The sequence below is a fragment of the Pseudomonas sp. Pseusp15 genome (assembly GCF_059492165.1).
In genome coordinates this window covers 5,895,373-5,917,273 of record NZ_CP168523.1, presented here as the reverse complement: position 1 = coordinate 5,917,273, position 21,901 = coordinate 5,895,373, and the positions used below count along the sequence as shown (strand labels likewise).

At 59.8% G+C, this 21,901-nt stretch carries 18 protein-coding genes; 6 read left to right on the top strand and 12 right to left on the bottom strand.

Features of this window, described 5'->3' with window-relative positions:
- Positions 1-11 precede the first annotated feature (11 nt).
- Positions 12-530: a glycine cleavage system transcriptional repressor gene (locus ACEN8R_RS26700; RefSeq protein ID WP_007936467.1), complete on the bottom strand. Its 519-nt coding sequence runs from the start codon at positions 528-530 to the stop codon at positions 12-14.
- 581 nt (positions 531-1,111) lie between these two features.
- Between ACEN8R_RS26700 and ACEN8R_RS26695 the strand changes: the two genes are divergently transcribed.
- Positions 1,112-3,289, top strand: coding sequence for a malate synthase G (locus ACEN8R_RS26695; protein ID WP_018928811.1), 2,178 nt, complete (start codon positions 1,112-1,114; stop codon positions 3,287-3,289).
- A 278-nt stretch (positions 3,290-3,567) separates the two neighbouring features.
- Here the strand turns inward: ACEN8R_RS26695 and ACEN8R_RS26690 are convergent, their stop codons facing one another.
- Positions 3,568-4,014, bottom strand: a complete 447-nt coding sequence (locus ACEN8R_RS26690; RefSeq protein WP_018928810.1) for a response regulator — start codon at positions 4,012-4,014, stop codon at positions 3,568-3,570.
- A gap of 265 nt (positions 4,015-4,279) precedes the next feature.
- Here ACEN8R_RS26690 and ACEN8R_RS26685 point away from each other — a divergent pair, with 265 nt between their 5' ends.
- The 4 genes from ACEN8R_RS26685 to ACEN8R_RS26670 all read left to right on the top strand — a co-directional run bounded on the left by ACEN8R_RS26685 (position 4,280) and on the right by ACEN8R_RS26670 (position 8,910).
- Positions 4,280-6,220 carry a putative nucleotidyltransferase substrate binding domain-containing protein gene (locus tag ACEN8R_RS26685; RefSeq protein ID WP_096479451.1) on the top strand — a complete coding sequence of 647 codons (1,941 nt, stop codon included), beginning with the start codon at positions 4,280-4,282 and terminating at the stop codon, positions 6,218-6,220.
- Positions 6,217-6,924: a 3'-5' exonuclease gene (locus ACEN8R_RS26680; protein ID WP_019580698.1), complete on the top strand. Its 708-nt coding sequence runs from the start codon at positions 6,217-6,219 to the stop codon at positions 6,922-6,924. The genes ACEN8R_RS26685 and ACEN8R_RS26680 overlap by 4 nt, the downstream gene beginning before the upstream one ends.
- A 161-nt stretch (positions 6,925-7,085) precedes the next feature.
- Positions 7,086-7,715, top strand: coding sequence for a glutathione S-transferase (locus tag ACEN8R_RS26675; protein ID WP_018928807.1), 630 nt, complete (start codon positions 7,086-7,088; stop codon positions 7,713-7,715).
- A gap of 247 nt (positions 7,716-7,962) precedes the next feature.
- The gene (locus tag ACEN8R_RS26670) at positions 7,963-8,910 is read left to right on the top strand and encodes an IS110 family transposase (RefSeq protein ID WP_495624416.1); all 948 of its coding nucleotides are present in this window, start codon (positions 7,963-7,965) and stop codon (positions 8,908-8,910) included.
- 193 nt (positions 8,911-9,103) lie between these two features.
- Here the strand turns inward: ACEN8R_RS26670 and creD are convergent, their stop codons facing one another.
- The 4 genes from creD to rloA2 all read right to left on the bottom strand — a co-directional run bounded on the left by creD (position 9,104) and on the right by rloA2 (position 13,276).
- Positions 9,104-10,474 carry a cell envelope integrity protein CreD gene (gene creD, locus ACEN8R_RS26665; protein WP_064620818.1) on the bottom strand — a complete coding sequence of 457 codons (1,371 nt, stop codon included), beginning with the start codon at positions 10,472-10,474 and terminating at the stop codon, positions 9,104-9,106.
- Between the two features lie 119 nt (positions 10,475-10,593).
- On the bottom strand, positions 10,594-12,021 hold the full coding sequence (gene creC, locus ACEN8R_RS26660; RefSeq protein ID WP_477746209.1) for a two-component system sensor histidine kinase CreC: 1,428 nt from the start codon (positions 12,019-12,021) through the stop codon (positions 10,594-10,596).
- Positions 12,021-12,710: a two-component system response regulator CreB gene (creB, locus tag ACEN8R_RS26655; RefSeq protein WP_495624469.1), complete on the bottom strand. Its 690-nt coding sequence runs from the start codon at positions 12,708-12,710 to the stop codon at positions 12,021-12,023. The genes creC and creB overlap by 1 nt, the downstream gene beginning before the upstream one ends.
- A 59-nt stretch (positions 12,711-12,769) precedes the next feature.
- Complete coding sequence (gene rloA2 / locus ACEN8R_RS26650; RefSeq protein WP_018928803.1) at positions 12,770-13,276, bottom strand: retropepsin-like aspartic peptidase RloA2; 507 nt, start codon at positions 13,274-13,276, stop codon at positions 12,770-12,772.
- A 338-nt stretch (positions 13,277-13,614) separates the two neighbouring features.
- On the opposite strand from rloA2, the gene yihG reads away from it, so the two are divergent.
- Positions 13,615-14,499: a 1-acylglycerol-3-phosphate O-acyltransferase, YihG family gene (gene yihG / locus ACEN8R_RS26645; protein WP_495624468.1), complete on the top strand. Its 885-nt coding sequence runs from the start codon at positions 13,615-13,617 to the stop codon at positions 14,497-14,499.
- Position 14,500: 1 nt separating this feature from the next.
- On the opposite strand, the gene ACEN8R_RS26640 is transcribed toward yihG, so the two are convergent.
- The 6 genes from ACEN8R_RS26640 to ACEN8R_RS26615 form a co-directional block, all read right to left on the bottom strand.
- On the bottom strand, positions 14,501-15,115 hold the full coding sequence (locus ACEN8R_RS26640) for a DUF2780 domain-containing protein (RefSeq protein ID WP_018928801.1): 615 nt from the start codon (positions 15,113-15,115) through the stop codon (positions 14,501-14,503).
- A 351-nt stretch (positions 15,116-15,466) separates the two neighbouring features.
- Complete coding sequence (gene fdhA / locus ACEN8R_RS26635; protein ID WP_018928800.1) at positions 15,467-16,666, bottom strand: formaldehyde dehydrogenase, glutathione-independent; 1,200 nt, start codon at positions 16,664-16,666, stop codon at positions 15,467-15,469.
- Positions 16,667-16,818: 152 nt separating this feature from the next.
- Positions 16,819-17,676 (bottom strand): formyltetrahydrofolate deformylase, encoded by an 858-nt coding sequence (gene purU / locus ACEN8R_RS26630; RefSeq protein WP_018928799.1) that lies wholly within the window; start codon positions 17,674-17,676, stop codon positions 16,819-16,821.
- 178 nt (positions 17,677-17,854) lie between these two features.
- Positions 17,855-18,487 carry a sarcosine oxidase subunit gamma gene (locus tag ACEN8R_RS26625; RefSeq protein ID WP_477743642.1) on the bottom strand — a complete coding sequence of 211 codons (633 nt, stop codon included), beginning with the start codon at positions 18,485-18,487 and terminating at the stop codon, positions 17,855-17,857.
- 57 nt (positions 18,488-18,544) lie between these two features.
- Positions 18,545-21,562, bottom strand: coding sequence for a sarcosine oxidase subunit alpha (locus tag ACEN8R_RS26620; RefSeq protein WP_018928797.1), 3,018 nt, complete (start codon positions 21,560-21,562; stop codon positions 18,545-18,547).
- Positions 21,559-21,888 (bottom strand): sarcosine oxidase subunit delta, encoded by a 330-nt coding sequence (locus ACEN8R_RS26615; protein WP_007907563.1) that lies wholly within the window; start codon positions 21,886-21,888, stop codon positions 21,559-21,561. The genes ACEN8R_RS26620 and ACEN8R_RS26615 overlap by 4 nt, the downstream gene beginning before the upstream one ends.
- Positions 21,889-21,901: the final 13 nt, after the last annotated feature.

Genomic DNA, 21,901 nt, shown 5'->3' with positions numbered 1-21,901 from the left:
GGATAACCTGTTCAAGGTTCGCTGCGCAGCACCAATTCGACCATCAGGTCGTCCGCCAGGGTTTCCAGGCGCGATTGCAGCACCTCCAGCGACAAGGTCAAGGGCACCGCAAGAATTGCTTCGGCATGGAACAACGGCTCGCTGCTCATCGGCGCCGGACGCACTTCGGTCACCAGCCGCTCCAGGCTCACCCCTTGCTCACTCAACAGACGCGTAATGTCCCGCACAATGCCCGGACGATCATTGCCCACCAGTTCCATGGCAATCGGCTTCCAGGTGCAGGATTGTTCGATGCTGCTTTCGGCGATCATCACACGGATGCCCTGGGTCGACAGTCCCTGTAGGGCGTCTACCAGTTCATCGTAGGCTTCGGCCGGTACGCCCACCCGAAGAATCCCGGCGAACTGCCCGGCCATGCGCGACATGCGGCTCTCCAGCCAGTTGCCGCCATGCTCGGCAATGCATTGGGCAATGCGCTCGACCTGCCCGGGCTTGTCCGGGGCGAATACCGTGAGTACGAGATGGTCCATGGCACAGCCCTCTTGTCATGACTTTTGTTATGGAAAGGCAAGTATAGGCAAGGCGCTGGTTGTGGCGAGGGGGCTTGCCCCCGTTGGGTCGCGAAGCGGCCACTTGAGTTTCTCCAGCGTATTCGCATCAGGCGATCTACGACTGCTTCGCAGCCGAACGGGGGCAAGCCCCCTAGCCACAAAAGCCCCATCTCCATAGCAGGGCATCGAATATTATGTGTACAAGTTTTTATATTTAACTGGAACAATCCAATAGTTTTTTGAGAACATCCCGTTCCCCGACATGACTGCAATGCGTCATGGGGTCGCAGAACGACGTAATTAGTCTAATTTTCACAACCGCAATTCATCATGTAGTATGCCGCAGCGCGCACTACATAACGTTGGATCGATGTCTGCCGCAGGCACACTCGCAACCCTGAAAGCCCCGTCAGCAAGGCCGCAATGCCGTTGATCGGAACGAACCCAGCCGCCAGCAATGGCATGTACTGGTAGAAGGGTTTGTGGTTTAAATGGCCAGAGGCTTCATTGTTAAATTGAAGAGCTGAAAAGCGAAATAGCTGAGCAGAGTGAGGCAAGCAATGACTGAACACGTTCAAGTCGGTGGCCTGCAGGTCGCCAAAGTCCTGTTCGACTTCGTGAACAACGAAGCCATTCCCGGTACCGGCCTCACCGCCGACACGTTCTGGGCCGGTGCCGACAAGGTCATCCATGACCTGGCACCGAAGAACAAAGCCCTACTCGCCAAACGCGATGATTTCCAGGCTCGCATTGATGCCTGGCACCAGGCTCGTGCAGGTGTTGCGCACGATGCGGTGGCCTACAAAGCCTTCCTGCAAGACATCGGTTATCTGCTGCCAGAAGCGGCCGATTTCCAGGCAACGACACAAAACGTCGATGACGAAATCGCCCGCATGGCCGGCCCACAGTTGGTGGTGCCGGTGATGAACGCGCGCTTCGCGCTCAACGCCTCGAACGCCCGCTGGGGTTCGCTATATGACGCGCTCTACGGCACCGACGCCATCAGCGAAGCGGATGGCGCGGAAAAGGGCAAAGGCTACAACAAGGTACGTGGCGACAAGGTTATTGCCTTCGCCCGCGCTTTCCTCGACGAAGCCGCGCCATTGGCTGCCGGCTCCCACGTCGATTCCACCGGCTACAAGATCGTTGACGGCAAACTGGTTGTCGCCCTCAAGGGTGGTAGCAACTCCGGCTTGCGCAACGATGCTCAACTGATCGGTTTCCACGGCGATGCAGCGGCTCCGACCGCGATCCTGCTGAAGAACAACGGCCTGCACTTCGAAATCCAGATCGACGCCAGCACCCCGGTCGGCCAGACCGACGCGGCCGGTGTCAAAGACATCCTGATGGAAGCCGCGCTAACCACCATCATGGACTGCGAAGACTCGGTCGCCGCCGTCGATGCCGATGACAAAGTGGTGATCTACCGCAACTGGCTCGGCCTGATGAAGGGCGATCTGTCGGAAGAAGTCTCCAAGGGCGGTCAGACCTTTACCCGCACCATGAACGCCGACCGCACCTACACCGCTCTCGATGGCAGCGAACTGAGCCTGCACGGTCGCTCGCTGTTGTTCGTGCGCAACGTCGGTCACCTGATGACCATTGACGCGATCCTCGACAAAGACGGCAACGAAGTGCCAGAAGGCATTCTCGACGGTCTGGTGACTTGCCTCGCGGCGATCCATAGCCTCAACGGCAACAGCTCGCGCAAGAACAGCCGTACCGGTTCGGTCTACATCGTGAAGCCGAAGATGCACGGCCCGGAAGAAGCCGCGTTCACCAACGAGCTATTCGGTCGCATCGAAGACGTCCTCGGCCTGCCGCGCAATACGCTGAAAGTCGGGATCATGGACGAGGAGCGCCGTACCACGGTCAACCTCAAGGCCTGCATCAAGGCTGCCAGCGAGCGCGTAGTGTTCATCAACACCGGTTTCCTCGACCGCACGGGCGATGAAATCCACACCTCCATGGAAGCCGGCCCGATGGTGCGCAAGGCCGACATGAAGGCCGAGAAGTGGATCAGTGCCTACGAGAACTGGAACGTCGATATTGGCTTGAGCACCGGCCTGCAAGGTCGTGCCCAGATCGGTAAAGGCATGTGGGCCATGCCCGACCTGATGGCAGCGATGCTGGAACAGAAAATCGCTCACCCATTGGCCGGTGCCAACACCGCCTGGGTTCCATCCCCGACCGCTGCTGCGCTGCACGCGTTGCATTACCACAAGGTCGACGTGTTCGCCCGTCAGGCCGAACTGGCCAAACGTGCGCGTGCTTCGGTGGACGACATCCTGACTATCCCGTTGGCTGTGAATCCGAGCTGGACTGCGGAACAGATCAAAAACGAACTGGACAACAACGCCCAGGGCATCCTTGGTTACGTGGTGCGCTGGATCGACCAGGGCGTAGGTTGCTCGAAAGTGCCGGACATCAACGACGTAGGCCTGATGGAAGACCGTGCGACGCTGCGTATTTCCAGCCAGCACATCGCCAACTGGCTGCGCCACGGCATCGTTACCGAAGCGCAAGTGATGGAAAGCCTCAAGCGCATGGCGCCGGTGGTTGACCGTCAAAACGCCAACGACCCGCTGTACCGCCCGCTGGCACCGAACTTCGACAGCAACATCGCCTTCCAGGCGGCGGTCGAGCTGGTGGTCGAAGGCACTAAACAGCCGAACGGCTACACCGAGCCGGTTCTGCACCGTCGTCGTCGTGAGTTCAAGGCTGCCAACGGCCTTTGAGTAAACGCTGACGCCGGACGTGAAAAAGCCCTGATCAAGAGATCAGGGCTTTTTCATTTACGCTGTCTCTTCCTGAAATAGGTTCACACCTATTTCAGGACTAGACACGCTGCGGTCCCCTGTGGCGAGGGAGCTTGCTCCCGCTCGACTGCGCAGCAGTCGTAAATCCGGTGTATGCGGTGTATCAGGGACATTGGGATCGCAGTTTTTGGGGCTGCTTCGCAACCCAACGGGAGCAAGCTCCCTCGCCACAAAAGCTGCCAACCTGGAAGTCCGCGCTACAGATCCATCCCCAGCTCATGCTTGACCAATTCAAGCAATTTTTCGCTATCGATGGGCTTGAGCAAAAAGTCCACGACGTGCAAATGCATGGCTTCGATCGCATCCTTCACGTCGGCGTCGCCGGAAACGATGATGATCGGCAATGCCGCACGTGCCGACTCACGCACTTGGCGGATCAGTTCCAGGCCATCGACGTGCCCCATCCGCAGGTCGGTAATCACCAGACCGATCGATGGCTTCTCTTCCAGCATTTTGAGCGCCGTTTCGCCACTGGCCGCCGTCATGCAGTGAATGCCATCGAGCCCCAGAATTTCCGACAGCAATTCGCGGGCATCCTTATCGTCATCGACGATCAGCACCCGCTGCGGCGGCAAGTCTGGTTCCAGCATGACGGCGCTGAGCGCTTCGCGCTCGGCATCACTCAAAATATCGTGGTCGGACATGGCGTTCTCAACGTTTTCAATGCGATCCCTGACACAGGGTGTCAGACATCGCTCAGCTGACTTCAATGTGCACTTCGTCGGAATCTTTTCCAATAGACAATGTAGGAGGTTTTTCCCACCGTTGTGTCAGACATTTCCCATATTCCGGCCGCTGCACTGCCTACCTAGACTTACGTCCAATGGGCACCCTGCCCGCAGGGGTCGACCATGCCTGGAACGATCTGAAACAACGATCCGACACAACAATCAGAAAAAGACTGCGGTAATGGTTATGAGTAAAGCCGACGCCTTCACCCAGGCAGGGAAAACCGCGGTGTTGCAGAACATCCAGGGCACTTTGCAATTCCTGCAGCGCTTCCCACCCTTCAATCAGATGGAAAACGCTCATCTGGCCTATCTGGTGGAGCAATGCCAGCTGCGTTTTTATGCCCCCGGCGAGAGCATCATCAAACCCGCCGATGGCCCGATCGAGCATTTCTACATCGTCAAACAGGGCCGGGTCGTGGGGGAGCGCCCGCACACGGCCAAGGGCGGCACCGAAACCACTTTCGAAATCACCACCGGCGAGTGTTTCCCCCTTGCCGCGCTGCTGGGCGAACGTGCAACCCGCACCGAACATCTGGCGGCCGAAGATACCTTTTGCCTACAGCTGAACAAGCTCGCGTTCATCAAACTGTTCGCACTGTCCAATCCGTTCCGCGACTTTGCCCTACGGGGTGTCAGCAGCTTGCTGGACCAGGTCAATCAGCAAGTCCAGCAAAAAGCCGTGGAAACCCTCGGCACCCAGTATTCGCTCAATACCCGGCTGGGCGAATTGGCCATGCGTCACCCGGTAACCTGCAGCCCGATCACACCCCTGCGTGAAGCGGTGACACTGATGCACGATCAGCAAGTCGGCAGCATTGTGGTGGTCGATGAGCAAAAGGCGCCGCTGGGCATTTTCACTCTGCGCGACTTGCGACACGTGGTGGCCAACGGCACCAGTGATTTCAATGAATCCATCGAGCGGCACATGACCCCGGCACCGTTTTACCTGACGCCGGACCACAGTGCCTTCGACGCAGCGATCGCCATGACCGAACGACACATCGCCCACGTCTGCCTGGTCAAGGACCAGCGCCTGTGCGGCGTGGTTTCGGAGCGTGACCTGTTTTCCCTGCAAAGGGTCGATCTGGTGCACCTGGCGCGGACCATTCGCAGTGCCCAACGGGTAGAGAACCTGGTGGCGATCCGCGGCGAGATTGGCCAATTGGTCGAGCGGATGCTGGCCCACGGCGCGTCCTCGACGCAGATCACCCATATCATCACCCTGCTCAACGACCATACCGTGTGCCGGGTGATCGAACTGGCCATCGCGGAGAAAGGTGATCCCGGTGTGCCGTTCAGTTGGCTTTGCTTCGGCAGCGAAGGCCGCCGCGAGCAGACGCTGCACACCGATCAGGACAACGGCATTCTGTTCGAAGCTCGCGATGCGGCCCACGCCGCCGAGATTCGCGGCAAGTTGCTGCCCATCGCCCAGCAGGTCAATCAGAGCCTGGCGCTGTGCGGCTTTACCTTGTGCAAAGGCAACATCATGGCCGGCAACCCCGAGCTGTGTTTGTCCCGGATCGAGTGGGCACGACGCTTTGCGGCGTTTATCCGCGAGGCGACACCGGAAAACCTGTTGGGGTCGAGTATCTATTTCGATCTGCGCGTGGTCTGGGGCGATGAGCGAGGCTGTGAGCAACTGCGCCGGGGCATTCTCGATCAGGTCGGCGACAACCGGTTGTTCCAGCGCATGATGGCCGAGAACGCCCTGCGCAACCGTCCGCCCGTAGGACGTTTCCGCGAATTCGTGCTGGCGCGCAAGAATGGCGAGAAAGCCACCCTCGACCTGAAACTTCAGGGCCTGACTCCATTCGTCGACGGCGCGCGAGTGCTGGCCCTGGCCCACGGCATCGATGCCAACAACACCCTGGAGCGCTTTCGCCAATTGGTGGAAAAAGAGGTCATCGATCAGCTGGACGGCGCGGCCTATGAAGAGGCGTACCACTTCATCCAGCAAACCCGCATGCAGCAACATCAGCTACAGACCCGGGAGAACTTGCCCTACTCCAACCGAGTCGATCCCGACAGCCTCAATCATCTGGACCGACGCATCCTGCGTGAATCCCTGCGCCAGGCCCAGCGCCTGCAAAGCAGCCTGACCCTGCGGTATCAGTTATGAGCCTGTTTTCATGGCTGCGCCCGGCCAGTCCCGTTTTACCCGGCGAACTGCAACACCGTCTGGAGCGCTTGCCGGCCGTGACCCAGCTGAGCGACTGCAGCCTGCGCGAGCAACGCTGGGTGGTGCTCGACCTGGAAACCACTGGACTGAATCTGAACAAGGATCGGCTGCTGTCCATCGGAGCCGTGGTGATCGAGGATGGGGCGATCGACTTCAGCCAGCAGTTCGAGCGCACGCTGCAATGCACCGAACTCAAACTCGGCCCCAGCGTGTTGATTCATGGGCTGGGTCCGAGCGCCATTGCCGCCGGCAGCGACCCCGCGCAGGCCCTGCTCGAATTCATGGAATTTGTCGGCGACAGCCCGGTGTTGGCGTTTCATGCGCCGTTCGATCAGCACATGCTCGGGCGCGCACTGAAAGAACATCTGGGTTACAAGCTGCAGCATCCGTTTCTGGACGTGGCAGACATCGCCCCGCTGCTTTGTCCCCAGGCACACTTTCGCGAGGCCGGGCTGGATGAGTGGATCGACTGGTTCAAGCTGGAGGTCTTCGAACGGCATAACGCCAGTGCCGATGCCTTGGCAACGGCGGAGCTGATGCTGATTTTGTTCAGCCGGGCGCGGCAGCAACAGATTCATAGCCCGTTGAACCTGCAGCAGCGGCTGAGTCAGTGGAAGCGGCGGCGGCAAGCGCCTTCTTTCTGAATCTGCGGTGGCTGTGCTGATGCCTTCGCGGGCAAGCCTTGCTCCTACAGGCTTTGTGTCGCTTGCGACATCGGCGAACGGTACAAAACCTGTGGAAACGAGCTTGAGCTCAGGCACTAAAGCGCTATGCTCCCGACTCTGCCCATGATCGAGATGCCGACATGTCCGCCCCCAGCATGACCTTGTTCCACAACCCCGCCTCGCCCTTTGTTCGCAAAGTCATGGTGCTGTTGCACGAGACCGGCCAAACGAACCGCGTGGCGCTGCAAGCCTGCCAGCTCACGCCGGTCAGCCCGGATCAGGCTCTCAACAAAGACAACCCGCTGGGCAAGATTCCGGCGCTGCGCCTGGCCGACGGCAATGTGTTGTACGACAGCCGGGTGATCCTCGATTACCTCGATCACCAGCACGTCGGCAATCCGCTGATTCCTCGTGAAGGCTCGGCGCGCTGGCGGCGCTTGACCCTGGCTTCTCTGGCAGACGGGATCATGGATGCCGCCGTGATGATTCGCTATGAAGTGGCCCTGCGCTCACCGGAGAAACATTGGGACGCATGGCTCGACGGTCAACGCGACAAGATTCGTCGCGCCCTGGCGCTGTTGGAGGCCGATGCGATTGCCGAGCTGACCAGCCATTTCGATGTGGCAGCGATCAGTGTGGCCTGTGCCTTGGGTTATCTGGATTTGCGCCATCCGGATCTGGAATGGCGCAAGGAAAATCCAAAGTTGGCCGAGTGGTATTTCGAAGTGAGTCAGCGGCCTTCGATGATCGCGACGATGCCCAAGGCTTAAATCTTCGCTGGCTGTACCGGCCTCATCGCAAGCCGGCTCGCTTGTATGCTGGTACTTGAAGGGAGGAGGAGGGACAAGGCTCGATTCTGACTGTTGGCGCAGTACAGATCCGTGGGAGATTTCGCCCCTCCTCCTTTCACCCAAGCGCCGATAAAGAATGCATCTGGCTAGACCGACGATAGGAACAAGCCTGCGCCTCTGGGTGAGCCCTTCAAGTGCTCAAAACCATATCTCGGGGGGGTGTTCAATGGCAATGTCGGTTTCTGTTTCCAAGCCAATCGTGGGCGTGGATGTCGCCAAAAATGAACTGGTGATCTACCAGACCGAACTGGATCTGCTGGAGACGCTTCCCAATAACAAGCCAGCCATCAAGAAATGGCTGAAAGCCTTGCCGGAACCGGTCGACGTAGCAATTGAGTCGACCAATATCTATCACTTGGAATTCGCCGACCTGGCCCATGATGCCGGCTGCACGATTTACATGGTCGGTGGCTATGAACTAAGCCACTACCGCAAAGGTGTGAAGGTTCGCGCCAAAACCGACGCGCTGGATGCAAAGCTGCTCGCCCGTTATCTGAAAAACGAATATGAAGAGCTTCACCCATGGACTCCACCATCGCCGCTGTATCGTCAGCTCTTGAGCCTTTTCCGCCGGCGCGCCGCGCTGGTTCAGGCACGAGTTGGCCTGGTACAGAGCTGGGCAAGTGAGCCGCTGCTCAAAGCCGCTTTTGCCGAGCAAATAGCCTCAATGCAGAGGCTTGAAGTGCTGGTCGAGAAGATGATCAACGACCTCCTTAAAGAGGCCGGTTTACTTACCCATCTAAGGCGCTGCATGAAAGTTGAAGGCATAGGCTTTTTGACTGGAGCTCGCCTGATCGCGGCGTTTCAGCGGGGCGAGTTTAAAAACGCTGACGCATTCATCGCTTTTTTGGGGATGGATTTACGGGTTTCACAGTCGGGACAGAAGGACGGTCGCCGCAGTCTGACAAAACGAGGTGATCCGGAGGCGCGCCGACTTTTGCACAATGCAGCCATGTCGGCCAGCCGAACGGCAACCTGGAAAGGTTTTTATGAAGAGCAACGAGCTAAAGGGTTCAGCACCACTCAGGCACTGGTGATTCTGGCCCGTAAACTTGCTCGGGTCGTATTCGCACTACTGAAGGGGCAGAGCGAATACCAGCCGAAAGCAAGTTGAGGGTTTCCCCTCAACCATAGAATCTCCCACAGGGGATTTGTGTTGTTCACACCATCGGTGCGCAACTGAGTTCCAATGTGGGAGCGAGCCTGCTCGCGATGGCACCACACCGGATCTGACGGAAATAACTGGCAAATCCGCGTCGCCAACACCTCACCCACACGCTGATCCTCGCGCAACCCCAACCACCGGCTCATTCCACGGCACCTATATCAAAGTCCAAGGGCTTCGCGGTTTTCTGCCCGATCCCGTACCAGTCCAGCTTGCGGGTCAGCACCATGAACACACCCAGTAGCCCGAACAACAGCAGCGAGCCCATCAACAGCGCGTAATCCTCGGCGCTCAACAAGCCGTAAAGCAGCCCGTATAACGCCGCCAACCCCGCCGAAAAGCTCAAACCGTGACGCACGCTGCGCAGCACATGGCAGACATAAAAACCGATCAACGCCACACAGCTACTCGCCGACAGCAGATACGCCAGGGCAAAGCCGATGTGTTCGGACAGCGACAACAGCAACAGGTAGAAGAACGCCAGCGCTACACCCACCAAGGCGTACTGCACCGGGTGCACCGCCAGGCTTTTCAACACTTCGAACAGGAAGAAACCGGCGAAGGTCAGGACGATAAACAGCAATGCATATTTGATTGCCCGGTCGCTTTTCAGGTACTGGTCCACCGGGTCGATGAAACTCACGCCGAAACTGCGACCGCTGAACGCCTCGCAATGACCGCCCGACACGCAACTGTTCAACGCTTCTTGCAGGTTGGTGGAGAAAAACGAGGTCTGCCAATTGGCCGTAAAGCCCTGATCGGTGATTTCCCGCTGGGCCGGCAGGTAATTGCCGATGAAGCTGGGGTGAGGCCAATTGGCCGCCAGTGAAACCTTGCTGGTCTTGCCCACCGGCAGAACTTGTAACTGGCCGGTGCCTTGCAGACGCAAGTCGAAACCGAAGGCCAACTCCGTGGCCTGTTGGGTGTCAAGCGCCGGCAACGTCACATGCACACCCTCGCCCAGCCAGCCCACCTGGCTACCCGGTACAAAATCCAGCTTCTGGCCATTGAGTTCGAGTTTCAGCGCATTTTCGATGCCGCGGATGTCGCTGATGCCAACAGCCAGGAACGGCTGATCGAAGCGGTAATCGGCGAAGTCTTCCTTGATGCCCAGTTGTGCCGGAACCGAAAAATGCCCGCTGATGCGGTTATCGGCATGGAACAGTCGCGCCTCGTAGATGCCCCGGGAGCGCAGCTCTGTCTGGACCTGGCCGTCGAGTTCGAAACGCTCCGGCAAGAAATACAAACGTCCACGCTCCTCGCCGACATCCTGATAACGCTGGTTGGTTTTTTCGTTGGTTTTCCAGGTGCGCACTGTTTTGCGATAGGGCACCACCATCAGCGGGCCGCTCAATTGCTGGCTGTAACTGGAACTGCGGGCGATGTCTTCGAGTACACCGTCACGCAGTTGCTGGCGCTCCTGGATCACGCCGTTGATCATCAGTAGCGGGATCAGCAGCAACAGAATCAGCAGGGCAATTGCCCCGAGTTTTAGGGTCAGGCTTCGGTTCATGGGACTCTCCCTGTTTGGATGGGGAAAGTCTGGATTGGGTATGTGGGGGTTTTGTGGGAGGAATGTGGAGAGTGTGTGGAATTTGCGCTCGGCGCAGCAGCTGCCGAAGGCTGCGATCTTCAGCGGCTTGAAGGCAACCGCAAACGCACTTGAACACCGCCGTCGACGTTGCCGATACTCATCACACCACCATGCAACTTGACCACTTCCTCAACGAAGTTGAGCCCCAAACCGGTGCTCTTGCGTCCACTGTCCGGACGCGGCAGTGAGTAGAAGCGCTCGCTCAAGCGTGGCAACGCATAGTCGGGAATCGCTTCGGCCTGGTTGAACAGCCTGAACTCGATCTGCTCACCGACTCGCTCGGCACACAATCGCAGCACGCCATGCGCTGGGGTGAAGTCCAAGGCATTCTCTAGCAGATTGCCCAGCGCCTGGCGCAATAGGAACGGCTCGCCAAGCAGATTCAGATCCGCTGCAATTTGCCGTTCCACACGCAATTGCTTGCCTTCGATTCGTGCAGCCTGCGCGCTCAACAGTTCTTCCACCAGGCCCGCCAACGGCACCGCCACCCGCTCCTCCAACCCTTGGCGCTGCTCAACCTGCGCCAGGTTCAGCAGTCGTTCGATCAACTGCTGCATGCGCGCGCTTTCGCTGTCGATGTTGCTGACGAAACGCTGCTGCTGTGCCGGCGGCATTTCGCCTTGCAGCAGCTCCGCCGCGCCACGAATCGCCGCCAGCGGGCTTTTCAATTCATGGGTCAGGGTGTGTACATAACGTTCGACGTAGGCTTTGCCTTCGAGCTGGGTGCGCATGTGCTCCAGTGCCGTGGCCAGTTGCTCCAGCTCGCCGCCGCGGTAATGCGGCACCTCGACCCGGCGGCCTTCACTGACGGCCTGGGCATAGGCCGTCAACCGCCGCAGTGCCGCGCTCAGCCACCAGGACAACAGCGCACCGAACAACAAACCGAGGCCGATCAATCCGGCGCCATACGTCAGCAATCGCCGTTCGGTGCGATCGACGTAAGGCTGCAGTGAGCTGTTGGGTTTGGCCACGGTCACCACGCCGATGATCTGGCCGTTGTCGCGAATCGGTGCCCCGACGTGCATCACCGACGAGTTCGAGTCATCGGGGTTGCTGCGCGTCGAACGCGCACCGTACTCGCCACGCAGGGTCAGGTAGACGTCATTCCAGCGCGAGTAGTCCTGGCCCACCGCAATCCCGCTGGAATCCAGCACCACGATGCCTTTGGCATCGGTGACGTAAATGCGGTGATTGACCTGATTCTTCGACAGGCCCCAGATTTTCGCCTGCGGTTGTCGCTCGCCATAAGCCTTGAGCAATTCGGGCCAGCGGTTCTGGCTGAGGGTGCCGGCCTTGAAGTCGTCGCGCAGGATCTCGGCCATCAGGTTGGCGGTGTCCACCAGGGTTTCTTCGGTGGACTGGCGCACACCGGGGCGGATTTCTTCCATCACGGTGTTGAGCACGAAGTAACCGGTCAGGCCGATGAACAGCACGTAAACCAGAAAAATCCGGATCCCCAGTGACATCAGCTGTGCCCCGGGCTGTAGCTGTAGCCGAGGCCGCGATGAGTCTGGATCGGCTCGGCGTCGGCCTTCACCAGGCGCAATTTGGCGCGCACGCTCTTGATGTGACTGTCGATGCTGCGCTCGTAACCGGCATCGGCGGCCACCCCCAGCGCATCGAGCAATTGCTCGCGGCTGAAGACTCGCTCCGGTTGTTCCAGCAGGCATTGCAGCAAACGAAACTCATGGCGAGTCAGGCTCAGCGGCTGGTTGCGATAGCTGATCTGCACCCGATCGCCGTCGATGCGAAACAGCGCTGAAGCCACCTCCGCCACCTCCACCACCGGTCGTGGTGCCATGCGCTTGAGAATCGCCCGGACCCGCGCCGCCACTTCCCGGGGGCTGAACGGTTTGACCACGTAGTCGTCGGCGCCGATTTCCAGGCCCACCACGCGGTCGATCTCGGCGTCACGGGCACTGAGGAACATCACCGGCACGTCACTGAAACGCCGCAATTGCTTGCAGGTCTCGAAGCCGCTGATATCCGGCAGGCCGATATCGAGAATGATCAGGTCGGCGGGCGTGGCGCGCTGATGTTCGAGCGCCGCCGCGCCAAGGCTCAACCAGGTGGTGGTAAAGCCCTCGCCCTGCAAGGCGAAAATCAGGGTGTCGGCAATCGCCGCTTCGTCTTCGACAATCAGGATATGAGGCATGGCGTCCGAGCCCACTGGTTAAGTGGGCGAACGGTGCCCCAAGGCTGATTCGCCGTCAATCAGCAGTCGGGTTTGTCGGCTGTAAAGCGACGCGCCGGGTTCACTGCTGCGCCGAATTCGCGCAGGGCTTTGGCGCCGATCAGCAGTGGATAGTTGAAGCTGCTGCGGTCGGTGAGGTTGACCTCGACGGTGCGCTTGACGTTGCCCAGGCACAGTTCCAGATCGACCACCGGACGCTTGGTCACTTCGCTCACGGCCTTATCTTCATCTTCTTCATCGGCACGGTTCTTGATCTTGCTGATCCGCGCGACCTTGTGTTCGTAGACCTTGTTGCTCGCGCCTTTGGTGGCGAGACGGAAACGTACCCACTCGTCGCCGTCGCGGGTGAAGGTTTCGATGTCTTTGGCCGACAGCGACGCGGTCAGGGCGCCGGTGTCCATTTTGGCCTTGAGGACTTCACCGCCGATTTCCGGCAGCGCGATGTATTCGTAACGCCCGTACAGGGTCGGCTCGGCGGCCAGGACCGGCAGGGTCACGAGGGCAAGCAGTGCAAGGAGAGATTTCACGTAAGGGGCTTCCTTGAGGGATGTGGACGCATTGGCCGAATTCTAGACCGCAAAAAACAACGATAGTTGGACCACTTCCCACTTTTGTGGCGAGGTAGCTTGCTCCCGTTCGGGGGCGCGGCGCTCGCAAAACCGTTGCCTGCGGTATACCTGAAAATCGCGGCGCCTGGTTTTAGGGCCGCTGCGCAACCCAGCGGGAGCAAGCTCCCTCGCCACAAAGGCAACAGCGATACGCTGAGAGCATACTGCTACCAAGGTGAAACATTCGTCACCACCGATTTGGCCTGCCAACCGAAGCTGCTTATCATGGCGCGCCCACACGCTTTCAAGAGTTATCTATGCGCCGCCTGCTCACCGGCTGTTTCGTTACCCTGCTGCTATTGCTCAACACGCTGGTCCTGTTCGGGCCTTTGATGGTGTTCGCGCTGGTCAAACTGCTCCTGCCCGGGCGCTTTCGCGATTACGCCTCGTGGGCGGTGATGTGGATTGCCGAAACCTGGGCCGAGATCGACAAGCTGATCTTCCGCCTGTGCATTCCCACCCAATGGGACATTCGCGGCGGCGATGAGCTGCGCGGCGACACCTCGTATCTGGTGATCGGTAACCATCAGTCCTGGGTCGATATCCCGGCGCTGATCCAGGCACTGAACCGGCGCACGCCGTTCTTCAAGTTCTTCCTCAAGAAAGAACTGATCTGGGTGCCATTCCTGGGCCTCGCCTGGTGGGCGTTGGACTATCCGTTCATGAAGCGCTACAGCAAGGCGTTCCTGGAGAAGCACCCGGAGCTGGCCGGCAAGGACCTGGAGATCACCAAACAAGCTTGCGAGTTGTACAAGCGCCAGCCGGTGACCGTGGTCAACTACCTGGAAGGCACCCGCTACACCGCGGCGAAAAGCGCCCAACAACAGTCACCGTTCACCCACCTGCTCAAGCCCAAGGCGGGCGGCGTGGCGTTCGTGCTGGCGGCGATGGGCGAACAGTTGGACGCCATTCTCGATGTGACGGTGGTGTATCCGCAGCAGAAGATTCCGGGGTTCTGGGATTTGCTTAGTGGCAACGTGCCCAAAGTGATCATCGACATCCACACCCGCGAACTGGACCCGGCACTGTGGCAAGGCGATTACGAAAACGATCCGGAGTTTCGCGAAACAATCCAGAACTGGGTCAACCAGCTCTGGATCGTGAAGGACCGGCGCATCCAGGCACTACGCGCCGAGGGCTGACTTAGCTACCGGCGCCGGTGCCCCAGATCCCGCCGAGGTTTTGCAACAGCGAACCGGCAACGCCTTGCTGACCGAGGTATTGCAGGATCACCGGGGCAAACACGCCGACCATCCCGGTGTCCATGCCCAGGGCGCTGAAGGCGTTGTTCAGGTCCTTGGTGTCCTTGACGTTACCCAGCAAGCCATCGAGCAACGCATTCTTGTCCGAGCCCGTGCCGAGCAACCCACCCAAGCCAGTCAGGCTACTGATCGCGCTGTTGCCAGCGATCTGAGCGAGGCCCGGCACGGTTTTGCTCAGTTCGGAGAAGTCCTGGCCGCTGAGCTGATTCCTCGCCAGCCCCAGCATCGCACCGGCACCGCCGATGGCCTGCTCCGGGGTGATGTCGAGCTGCGAGCCCAGGGTATTGAGCAAACCGGCGGCCTTGGGCGCCGCCGCCACGATGCCATCGACATCATCGGCCTCGACACCCTCGACATCCTCGTCGTCCTGCATCGATGACACCGCCTTGACCGCATCGCTGAGGCTTAACTGTGCAAAGGCCGGGCTGGCGGCCAGCGTCGTCAACGAAGCGACAGCCATGAGCGATGCCAGTGCAAAACAGCGTGAAACGTTCATCCAGACATCCTCTTGTGCCATGAAAGCCGCCCGGTAACGGCGGGGCGGCAAAACTGCTGATTGGACCGGATGTACGCCAGCATGTTCCTCGTTTGCGTGGGCATTTATCCCCAGGTGGCGTCTATAAAACGTGCCTCCTGGGACGCAACCGATGAACGGTATGACCGAACCGGCTGCGTCTGAGTTCTGGACAATGAGATCAACTGGAAAGCGACGTCTACGGCATGGAGCAAATCAGATTATCGTTCGAGTTCCATTGGTGATCGCTCATTTTCTCTGAGCAATTACGTGCCACTCGCCATAAAAAAGGGCGACATCACTGTCGCCCTTTTTTCCGTCTTGCTCCAGGCCTTACGCCGCACTAAACAACTTGTGCGGATCGATCACAAACTTCTTCGGCACGCCCGCATCGAACTCGCCGTAACCCCGTGGCGCGTCATCCAGGCTGATGACTTCCACACCCACGATTTCGGCAATCTTGATGCGGTCCCACATGATCGCCTGCATCAGCTGGCGGTTGTACTTCATCACTGGCGTCTGGCCGGTGTGGAAGCTGTGGGATTTGGCCCAGCCCAGGCCGAAGCGAATGCTCAGGCTGCCCATTTTCGCGGCAGCGTCCACTGCACCCGGATCTTCAGTGACGTACAGGCCAGGAATACCGATTTTGCCAGCGACGCGAACCACGCCCATCAGCGAGTTGAGTACGGTGGCGGGAGCCTCGTGCTTCACGCCGGCATGGCCGTGACCGCGAGCTTCGAAGCCTACGGCATCGACGGCGCAGTCCACTTCTGGTTCGCCCAACAGTGCAGCGATTTGTTCGTGCAGCGGGGTGTCTGTCGACAGGTCGGCGATTTCGAAACCCTGAGCCTTGGCATGGGCCAGGCGGATCGGGTTGACGTCACCGATGATCACCACAGCAGCACCCAACAGGCGAGCGGAAGCGGCAGCTGCCAGGCCAACCGGGCCGGCGCCGGCAATGTACACGGTGCTGCCAGGGCCGACGCCGGCAGTCACTGCGCCGTGGTAACCGGTGGGCAGGATGTCGGAGAGACAGGTCAGGTCACGGATTTTTTCCATGGCCCGGTCGCGATCTGGAAGTTTCAGCAGGTTGAAGTCGGCATACGGCACAAACGCGTATTCGGCTTGGCCACCGGTCCAGTCACCCATGTCGACATAACCATAGGCACCGCCCGGACGCGCCGGGTTAACGCTCAGGCAGACGCCAGTATGTTGCTCTTTGCACGAACGGCAACGGCCACAGGCAACGTTGAAAGGTACCGACACCAAGTCGCCGATCTGCAGGTTCTCGACACCGCTGCCCTTCTCGATCACTTCACCCGTGATCTCGTGGCCCAGCACCAGACCGGTCTGAGCGGTGGTACGCCCGCGCACCATGTGCTGATCGGAACCACAGATGTTGGTGGAAACTACGCGCAGGATGACACCGTGCTCGATCTTCCTGCCGCGCGGGTCCTGCATTTTGGGATAGTCGATTTTCTGTACTTCGACCTTGCCTGCGCCGAGATACACCACACCACGATTACCAGACATGCTTTCACCTCGCTGTTGTTTTTATGTAGCGGTCGCGTCGCCAGGAAACGGCGGCGCGTTGATTGCTCGATAAATCAAAAGATCGTCCGAACGCGGCCCGAACCTTCGGCAGCGTCTACAGAGACAGGCGATCTTTTCAGGCAGTAAAAACGCTAGAGAACAACTGTCCTGTTAGCGTTAAGGAACACGCGTCTTTCAATGTGATAACCCACGGCCCGCGCCAACGTCAGCCCTTCGATATCCCGCCCCTTGGCGATCAAGTCTTCGGGATAGTGACTGTGATCAACGGCTTCCACGCCCTGGGCGATGATCGGACCTTCATCCAGATCGTTGTTGATGTAATGCGCCGTGGCGCCGACCAGTTTCACGCCTTTGTTGTAGGCCTGGTGATACGGCTTGGCGCCCTTGAAGCCCGGCAGCAGCGAGTGGTGAATGTTGATCGCCTTGCCGTCGAGTTTGCGGCACAGCTCTGGCGACAGAACCTGCATGTAGCGGGCAAGGATCACCAGCTCGGCGCCGGCTTCTTCGATCACCTGCCAGACCTGGCGCTCTTGCGATGGTTTGTCGTTGGGGTCCAGCGGAAAGTGGTAGTACGGAATCTGGTGCCAGTCGGCCAACGGCTTGAGGTCCGGGTGGTTGGAGACCACCGCGACCACGTCCATCGACAACTGGCCGATGCGCTGGCGGTAGAGCAAGTCGTTGAGGCAGTGATCGGCCTTGGAGACCATGATCACCACTTTCGGCCGGTAGTTCGGCGGGGTCAGCTCGAAGACCATCCCGAAGGCAGCACCACGCTCCGCCAAGCCTGCGCGGAAGGCTTGTTCGTCGAAAGCGTCGGGTTGCCGAAACTCCACTCGGATGAAGAAACGGCCTGAGAGCCGGTCATCAAAGGAGTGGTGCTCGGTGACGTAGCAGCCCTGCTCGAACAGAAAGCGGGTCACCGCATCCACGGTGCCGAGGACGCTTGGGCAGTCGGCGGTCAGAATCCATGTGTCTGGGGCGCGGCTCATAGTGCGGTGACTCCTGCTGCTACATCTGTGATCAGAGAGAACTCTGTGGCGAGGGAGCTTGCTCCCGCTGGGTTGCGAAGCGACCCCTATGTCAGCAACCGCATTCCTGCAGAAGGAACGCGGATTCAGGTTTTACGACTGCTGCGCAGCCGAGCGGGAGCAAGCTCCCTCGCCACAATTACGCCTGGACGCTAAGCCCGTACTCAGCCGACGCATCCTGCAACCACAACCACCAGTAATCCGAGAAGCTGCGGCGAATCAGCAGTTCCCAGGTGTCTTCGGCGGTATGGCGGATCATCAGTTGCGACTTGGCGAACACCGTGCCAACAGCCTTGCCCACCGGGAAATTGTTGGGGTGCACGTCATAGCTGGTGGACTTCATCAGCACCTGACGCACGTTCGGGCCGCTGAGTTCGAGGATCTGCTGGCCACCGCTGACGTTGACGATCTGGATGTGCAGGTCGCCCAGCGCTTCACGGAGTTTTTTCTCGGTGGCGAATTCTTCACCGGTCGGCACGATCAGCAGCCATTCATCCGGCCCCATCCATTGCAGGCTGGTTTCGCCTTTGATGATCACGGTCAGCGCACCTGGCAACTCGATGCCAAGGGCCTTGTGCACACCAGCGGCGAACGCGGCGTCGTGGCCATCGCCACGGATAGTCAGGTGACCGAGGAGTTTTTTCTCACGCACGATCACGCCGGCGTTCTTGCGACCCTTGCCCACCAGGCTGGCGAGGTCGGCATGATGCAGCGACGACTCGGCCTTGGCCCCGGTGGTTGGGCGTTGTTGGTAAACATTGGCTGCGGTCATAAAGCACCTGTCTTGAATTCTTTGTCGCCCCCCGCGCCTGGCGCGGGGGGTGATCGATTACACGTTCTGGCGATCGCCTTTCGGATCGAAGAACACCGAAGAAACGATTTCCGCCTCGATCACGCTGCCGTCGGCCAGCGGTGCGAACACCCGCTCACCCATGCGCTTCAAGCCGCCCTTGACCACGCCCATGGCAAACGAATAGCCCAGGGAGTTGTGCAAGTAACTGGAAGTCACGTGACCCACCATGGTCATCGGAATCGCTTGCTTGGTGTTGAACACCAGTTGCGCACCTTCCGGCAGCCATTTGGTCGGATCGATCGGCTTCAGGCCAACCAGCTGTTTGCGCTGATCACGCACACAGTCTTCGCGGTTCATGCCACGCCAGCCGATCCACGAGAACGGTTTGGTGCGACCGACACACCAGCCCATGTTCAGGTCGTCCGGGGTCATCGAGCTGTCAGTATCCTGACCGACGATGATGAAGCCCTTCTCGGCCCGCAGTACGTGCATGGTTTCAGTGCCATATGGCGTCAGGTTGTACTTCTTGCCAGCATCAACAATTTTTTCCAGCACGCCCATCGCATAGTCGGCCTGCACGTTGACTTCGTACGACAGCTCACCGGTAAACGAAATCCGGAAAATCCGCGCCGGCACGCCACCGACCAGGGCTTCTTTCCAGGTCATGAACGGGAAGGCTTCGTTGCTCAGGTCGGCGTCGGTGACTTCGCTGAGCAGCTTGCGGCTGTTCGGCCCGGACAGGGTCATGGTTGCCCAGTGATCCGTCACGGAAGTGAAGTACACCTTCAGGTCTGGCCATTCGGTCTGGTGGTAGATTTCCAGCCATTGCAGCACGCGCGCAGCGCCGCCGGTGGTGGTGGTCATCACGAAATGGTTGTCGGCCAGGCATGCAGTCACGCCGTCGTCGAACACCATGCCGTCTTCTTTACACATCAGGCCGTAGCGCGCCTTGCCCACGTCGAGCTTGGTCCAGGCGTTGGTGTAGATACGGTTGAGGAACTCGCGGGAGTCCGGGCCCTGGATGTCGATCTTGCCCAGGGTCGAAGCGTCCAGCAGGCCGACGCTGTCGCGCACGGCTTTGCATTCGCGTTTGACGGCGGCATGCAGGTCTTCACCGTTTTTCGGGAAGTACCAAGGACGTTTCCACTGACCGACGTCTTCGAACTCGGCGCCATTCTTAACGTGCCAGTGATGCAGCGCGGTGAAGCGAACCGGCTCGAAGATGTGCCCACAGTGACGACCGGCCACGGCGCCGAAAGTCACCGGCGTGTAGTTCGGGCGGAACATGGTGGTGCCCATCTGCGGGATGGTCACGTTCAGCGAACGGGCAGCGATGGCCAGGCCGTTGACGTTGCCGAGCTTGCCCTGATCGGTGCCGAAGCCCAGTGCGGTGTAGCGCTTGACGTGCTCGACCGACTCGAAGCCTTCGCGGGTCGCCAGTTCGATGGCGGCTGCGGTGACGTCGTTCTGCAGGTCGACGAATTGCTTCGGCGCACGGGCAGTGGCTTTTTCGTGAGGCACCTGGAACAGCGCCAGCGTCGGCTCTTCGAGTCGGCTCAGGGCTTTGGGCAGTACGCCTTCGACCTTGCCGAATCCAGCTTCGCTGGCAGCGCGAGCACCGCCTTCAAAACCATCGGCCAACGAATCGCCGAGGCTGTAGACGCCGTTGATGCCACCGACGCACACGCGTTTCTGCGGTGCTTCGCCCGGTACGAAACCGAGGATGTCTTCACGCCAGATCGGCTTGCCACCCAGGTGCGAAGCCAGGTGAACCACTGGGCTGTAGCCGCCGGAACTGGCAACCAGGTCGCAATCGAGCCATTCGCCCGGGCTGGTCACGGTGTGTGCTTTTACATCAATCGCTGCAACGCGAGCGGCGGTCACGTGCTTGCTGCCACGGGCCTCGATCACGGCGCTGCCGGTCAGGATGCGAATGCCTTTGGCGCGCGCTTCTTCCACCAGCGCACCGCGAGGGTTGCTGCGGGCGTCGGCGATGGCCACCACTTGTAGGCTGGCGTCGAGCCAGTCCAGGGCAACGCGGTAGGCGTGGTCGTTGTTAGTCGACAGCACCAGTTTCTTGCCCGGTGCCACACCGTAGCGACGCACGTAGGTCGACACAGCGCCGGCGAGCATGTTGCCCGGCACGTCGTTGTTGCCGTAAACCAGTGGACGCTCGTGAGCGCCGGTCGCCAGCACCACGCGCTTGGCGCGAACCCGGTGGATGCGCTGACGCACCTGGCCGATCGGAGCGCGGTCGCCGAGGTGATCGGTGAGGCGCTCGTGAATGGTCAGGAAGTTATGGTCGTGGTAACCGTTGACCGTGGCGCGCGGCAACAGCAGCACGTCAGGGGTGTTTTTCAGCTCGGCGATGACGCTGGCAACCCACTCAGTAGCTGGTTTGCCATCGAGGCTTTCGCGGGAGTCGAGCAGGCTGCCGCCAAACTCTTCCTGTTCATCGGCCAGGATCACACGGGCGCCGCTGCGGGCAGCCGCCAGTGCAGCCGCCAGACCCGCAGGGCCAGCGCCGACGATCAGCACGTCGCAGTGCTGGTTCATGTAGTCGTAGGTGTCCGGATCGTTCTCGGTCGGCGAACGGCCAAGACCGGCTGCCTTACGAATGTACTTCTCGTAAGTCATCCAGAACGATTGCGGGTACATGAAGGTTTTGTAGTAGAAGCCCGGTGGCATCAGCTTGCCGCCGACCTTGCCGAGAATCCCCATCATGTCGTTGTTCACGCTTGGCCAGCCGTTGGTGCTGGTGGCGACCAGGCCTTGATACAGCGCTTGTTGCGTGGCGCGTACGTTCGGGATCTGCGTGGCTTCGGTCGCACCGATCTGCAGCACGGCGTTCGGCTCTTCGGCACCGGCGGCGAAGATGCCGCGTGGGCGCGAGTACTTGAAGCTGCGGCCGACGATGTCGACACCGTTGGCCAGCAAGGCAGCGGCCAGAGAGTCGCCTTCAAAGCCTTTGTAGACCTGGCCGTTGAAGGTGAAGCTCAGCACTTTGTTGCGGTCGATGCGTCCGCCGTTGGACAGGCGATTGATCTGGCTCATACCTTCTCTCCCAGAGCCGTGGCGGCCGCTTTCGGGCTGTCGGTCTTGTCGGTGAACTGCGGCTTGGTGCCGATCTTGTAGGTTTCGAGAATCTCGTAGGTCACGGTGTCACGGGTCACGTTGAAATACTGACGGCAACCGGCGACGTGATCCCACAGTTCGTGGTGCAGACCGCGAGGGTTATCGCGGAAGAACATGTAGTCGCCCCACTCCTCGTCGGTGCAGCTGTTCGGATCCAGTGGACGCGGGATGTGCGCCTGGCCGGATGCATGGAATTCCTCTTCGGAGCGCAGTTCGCCACAGTGAGGACAGAAGATATGCAACATAGGGATTTCTCCT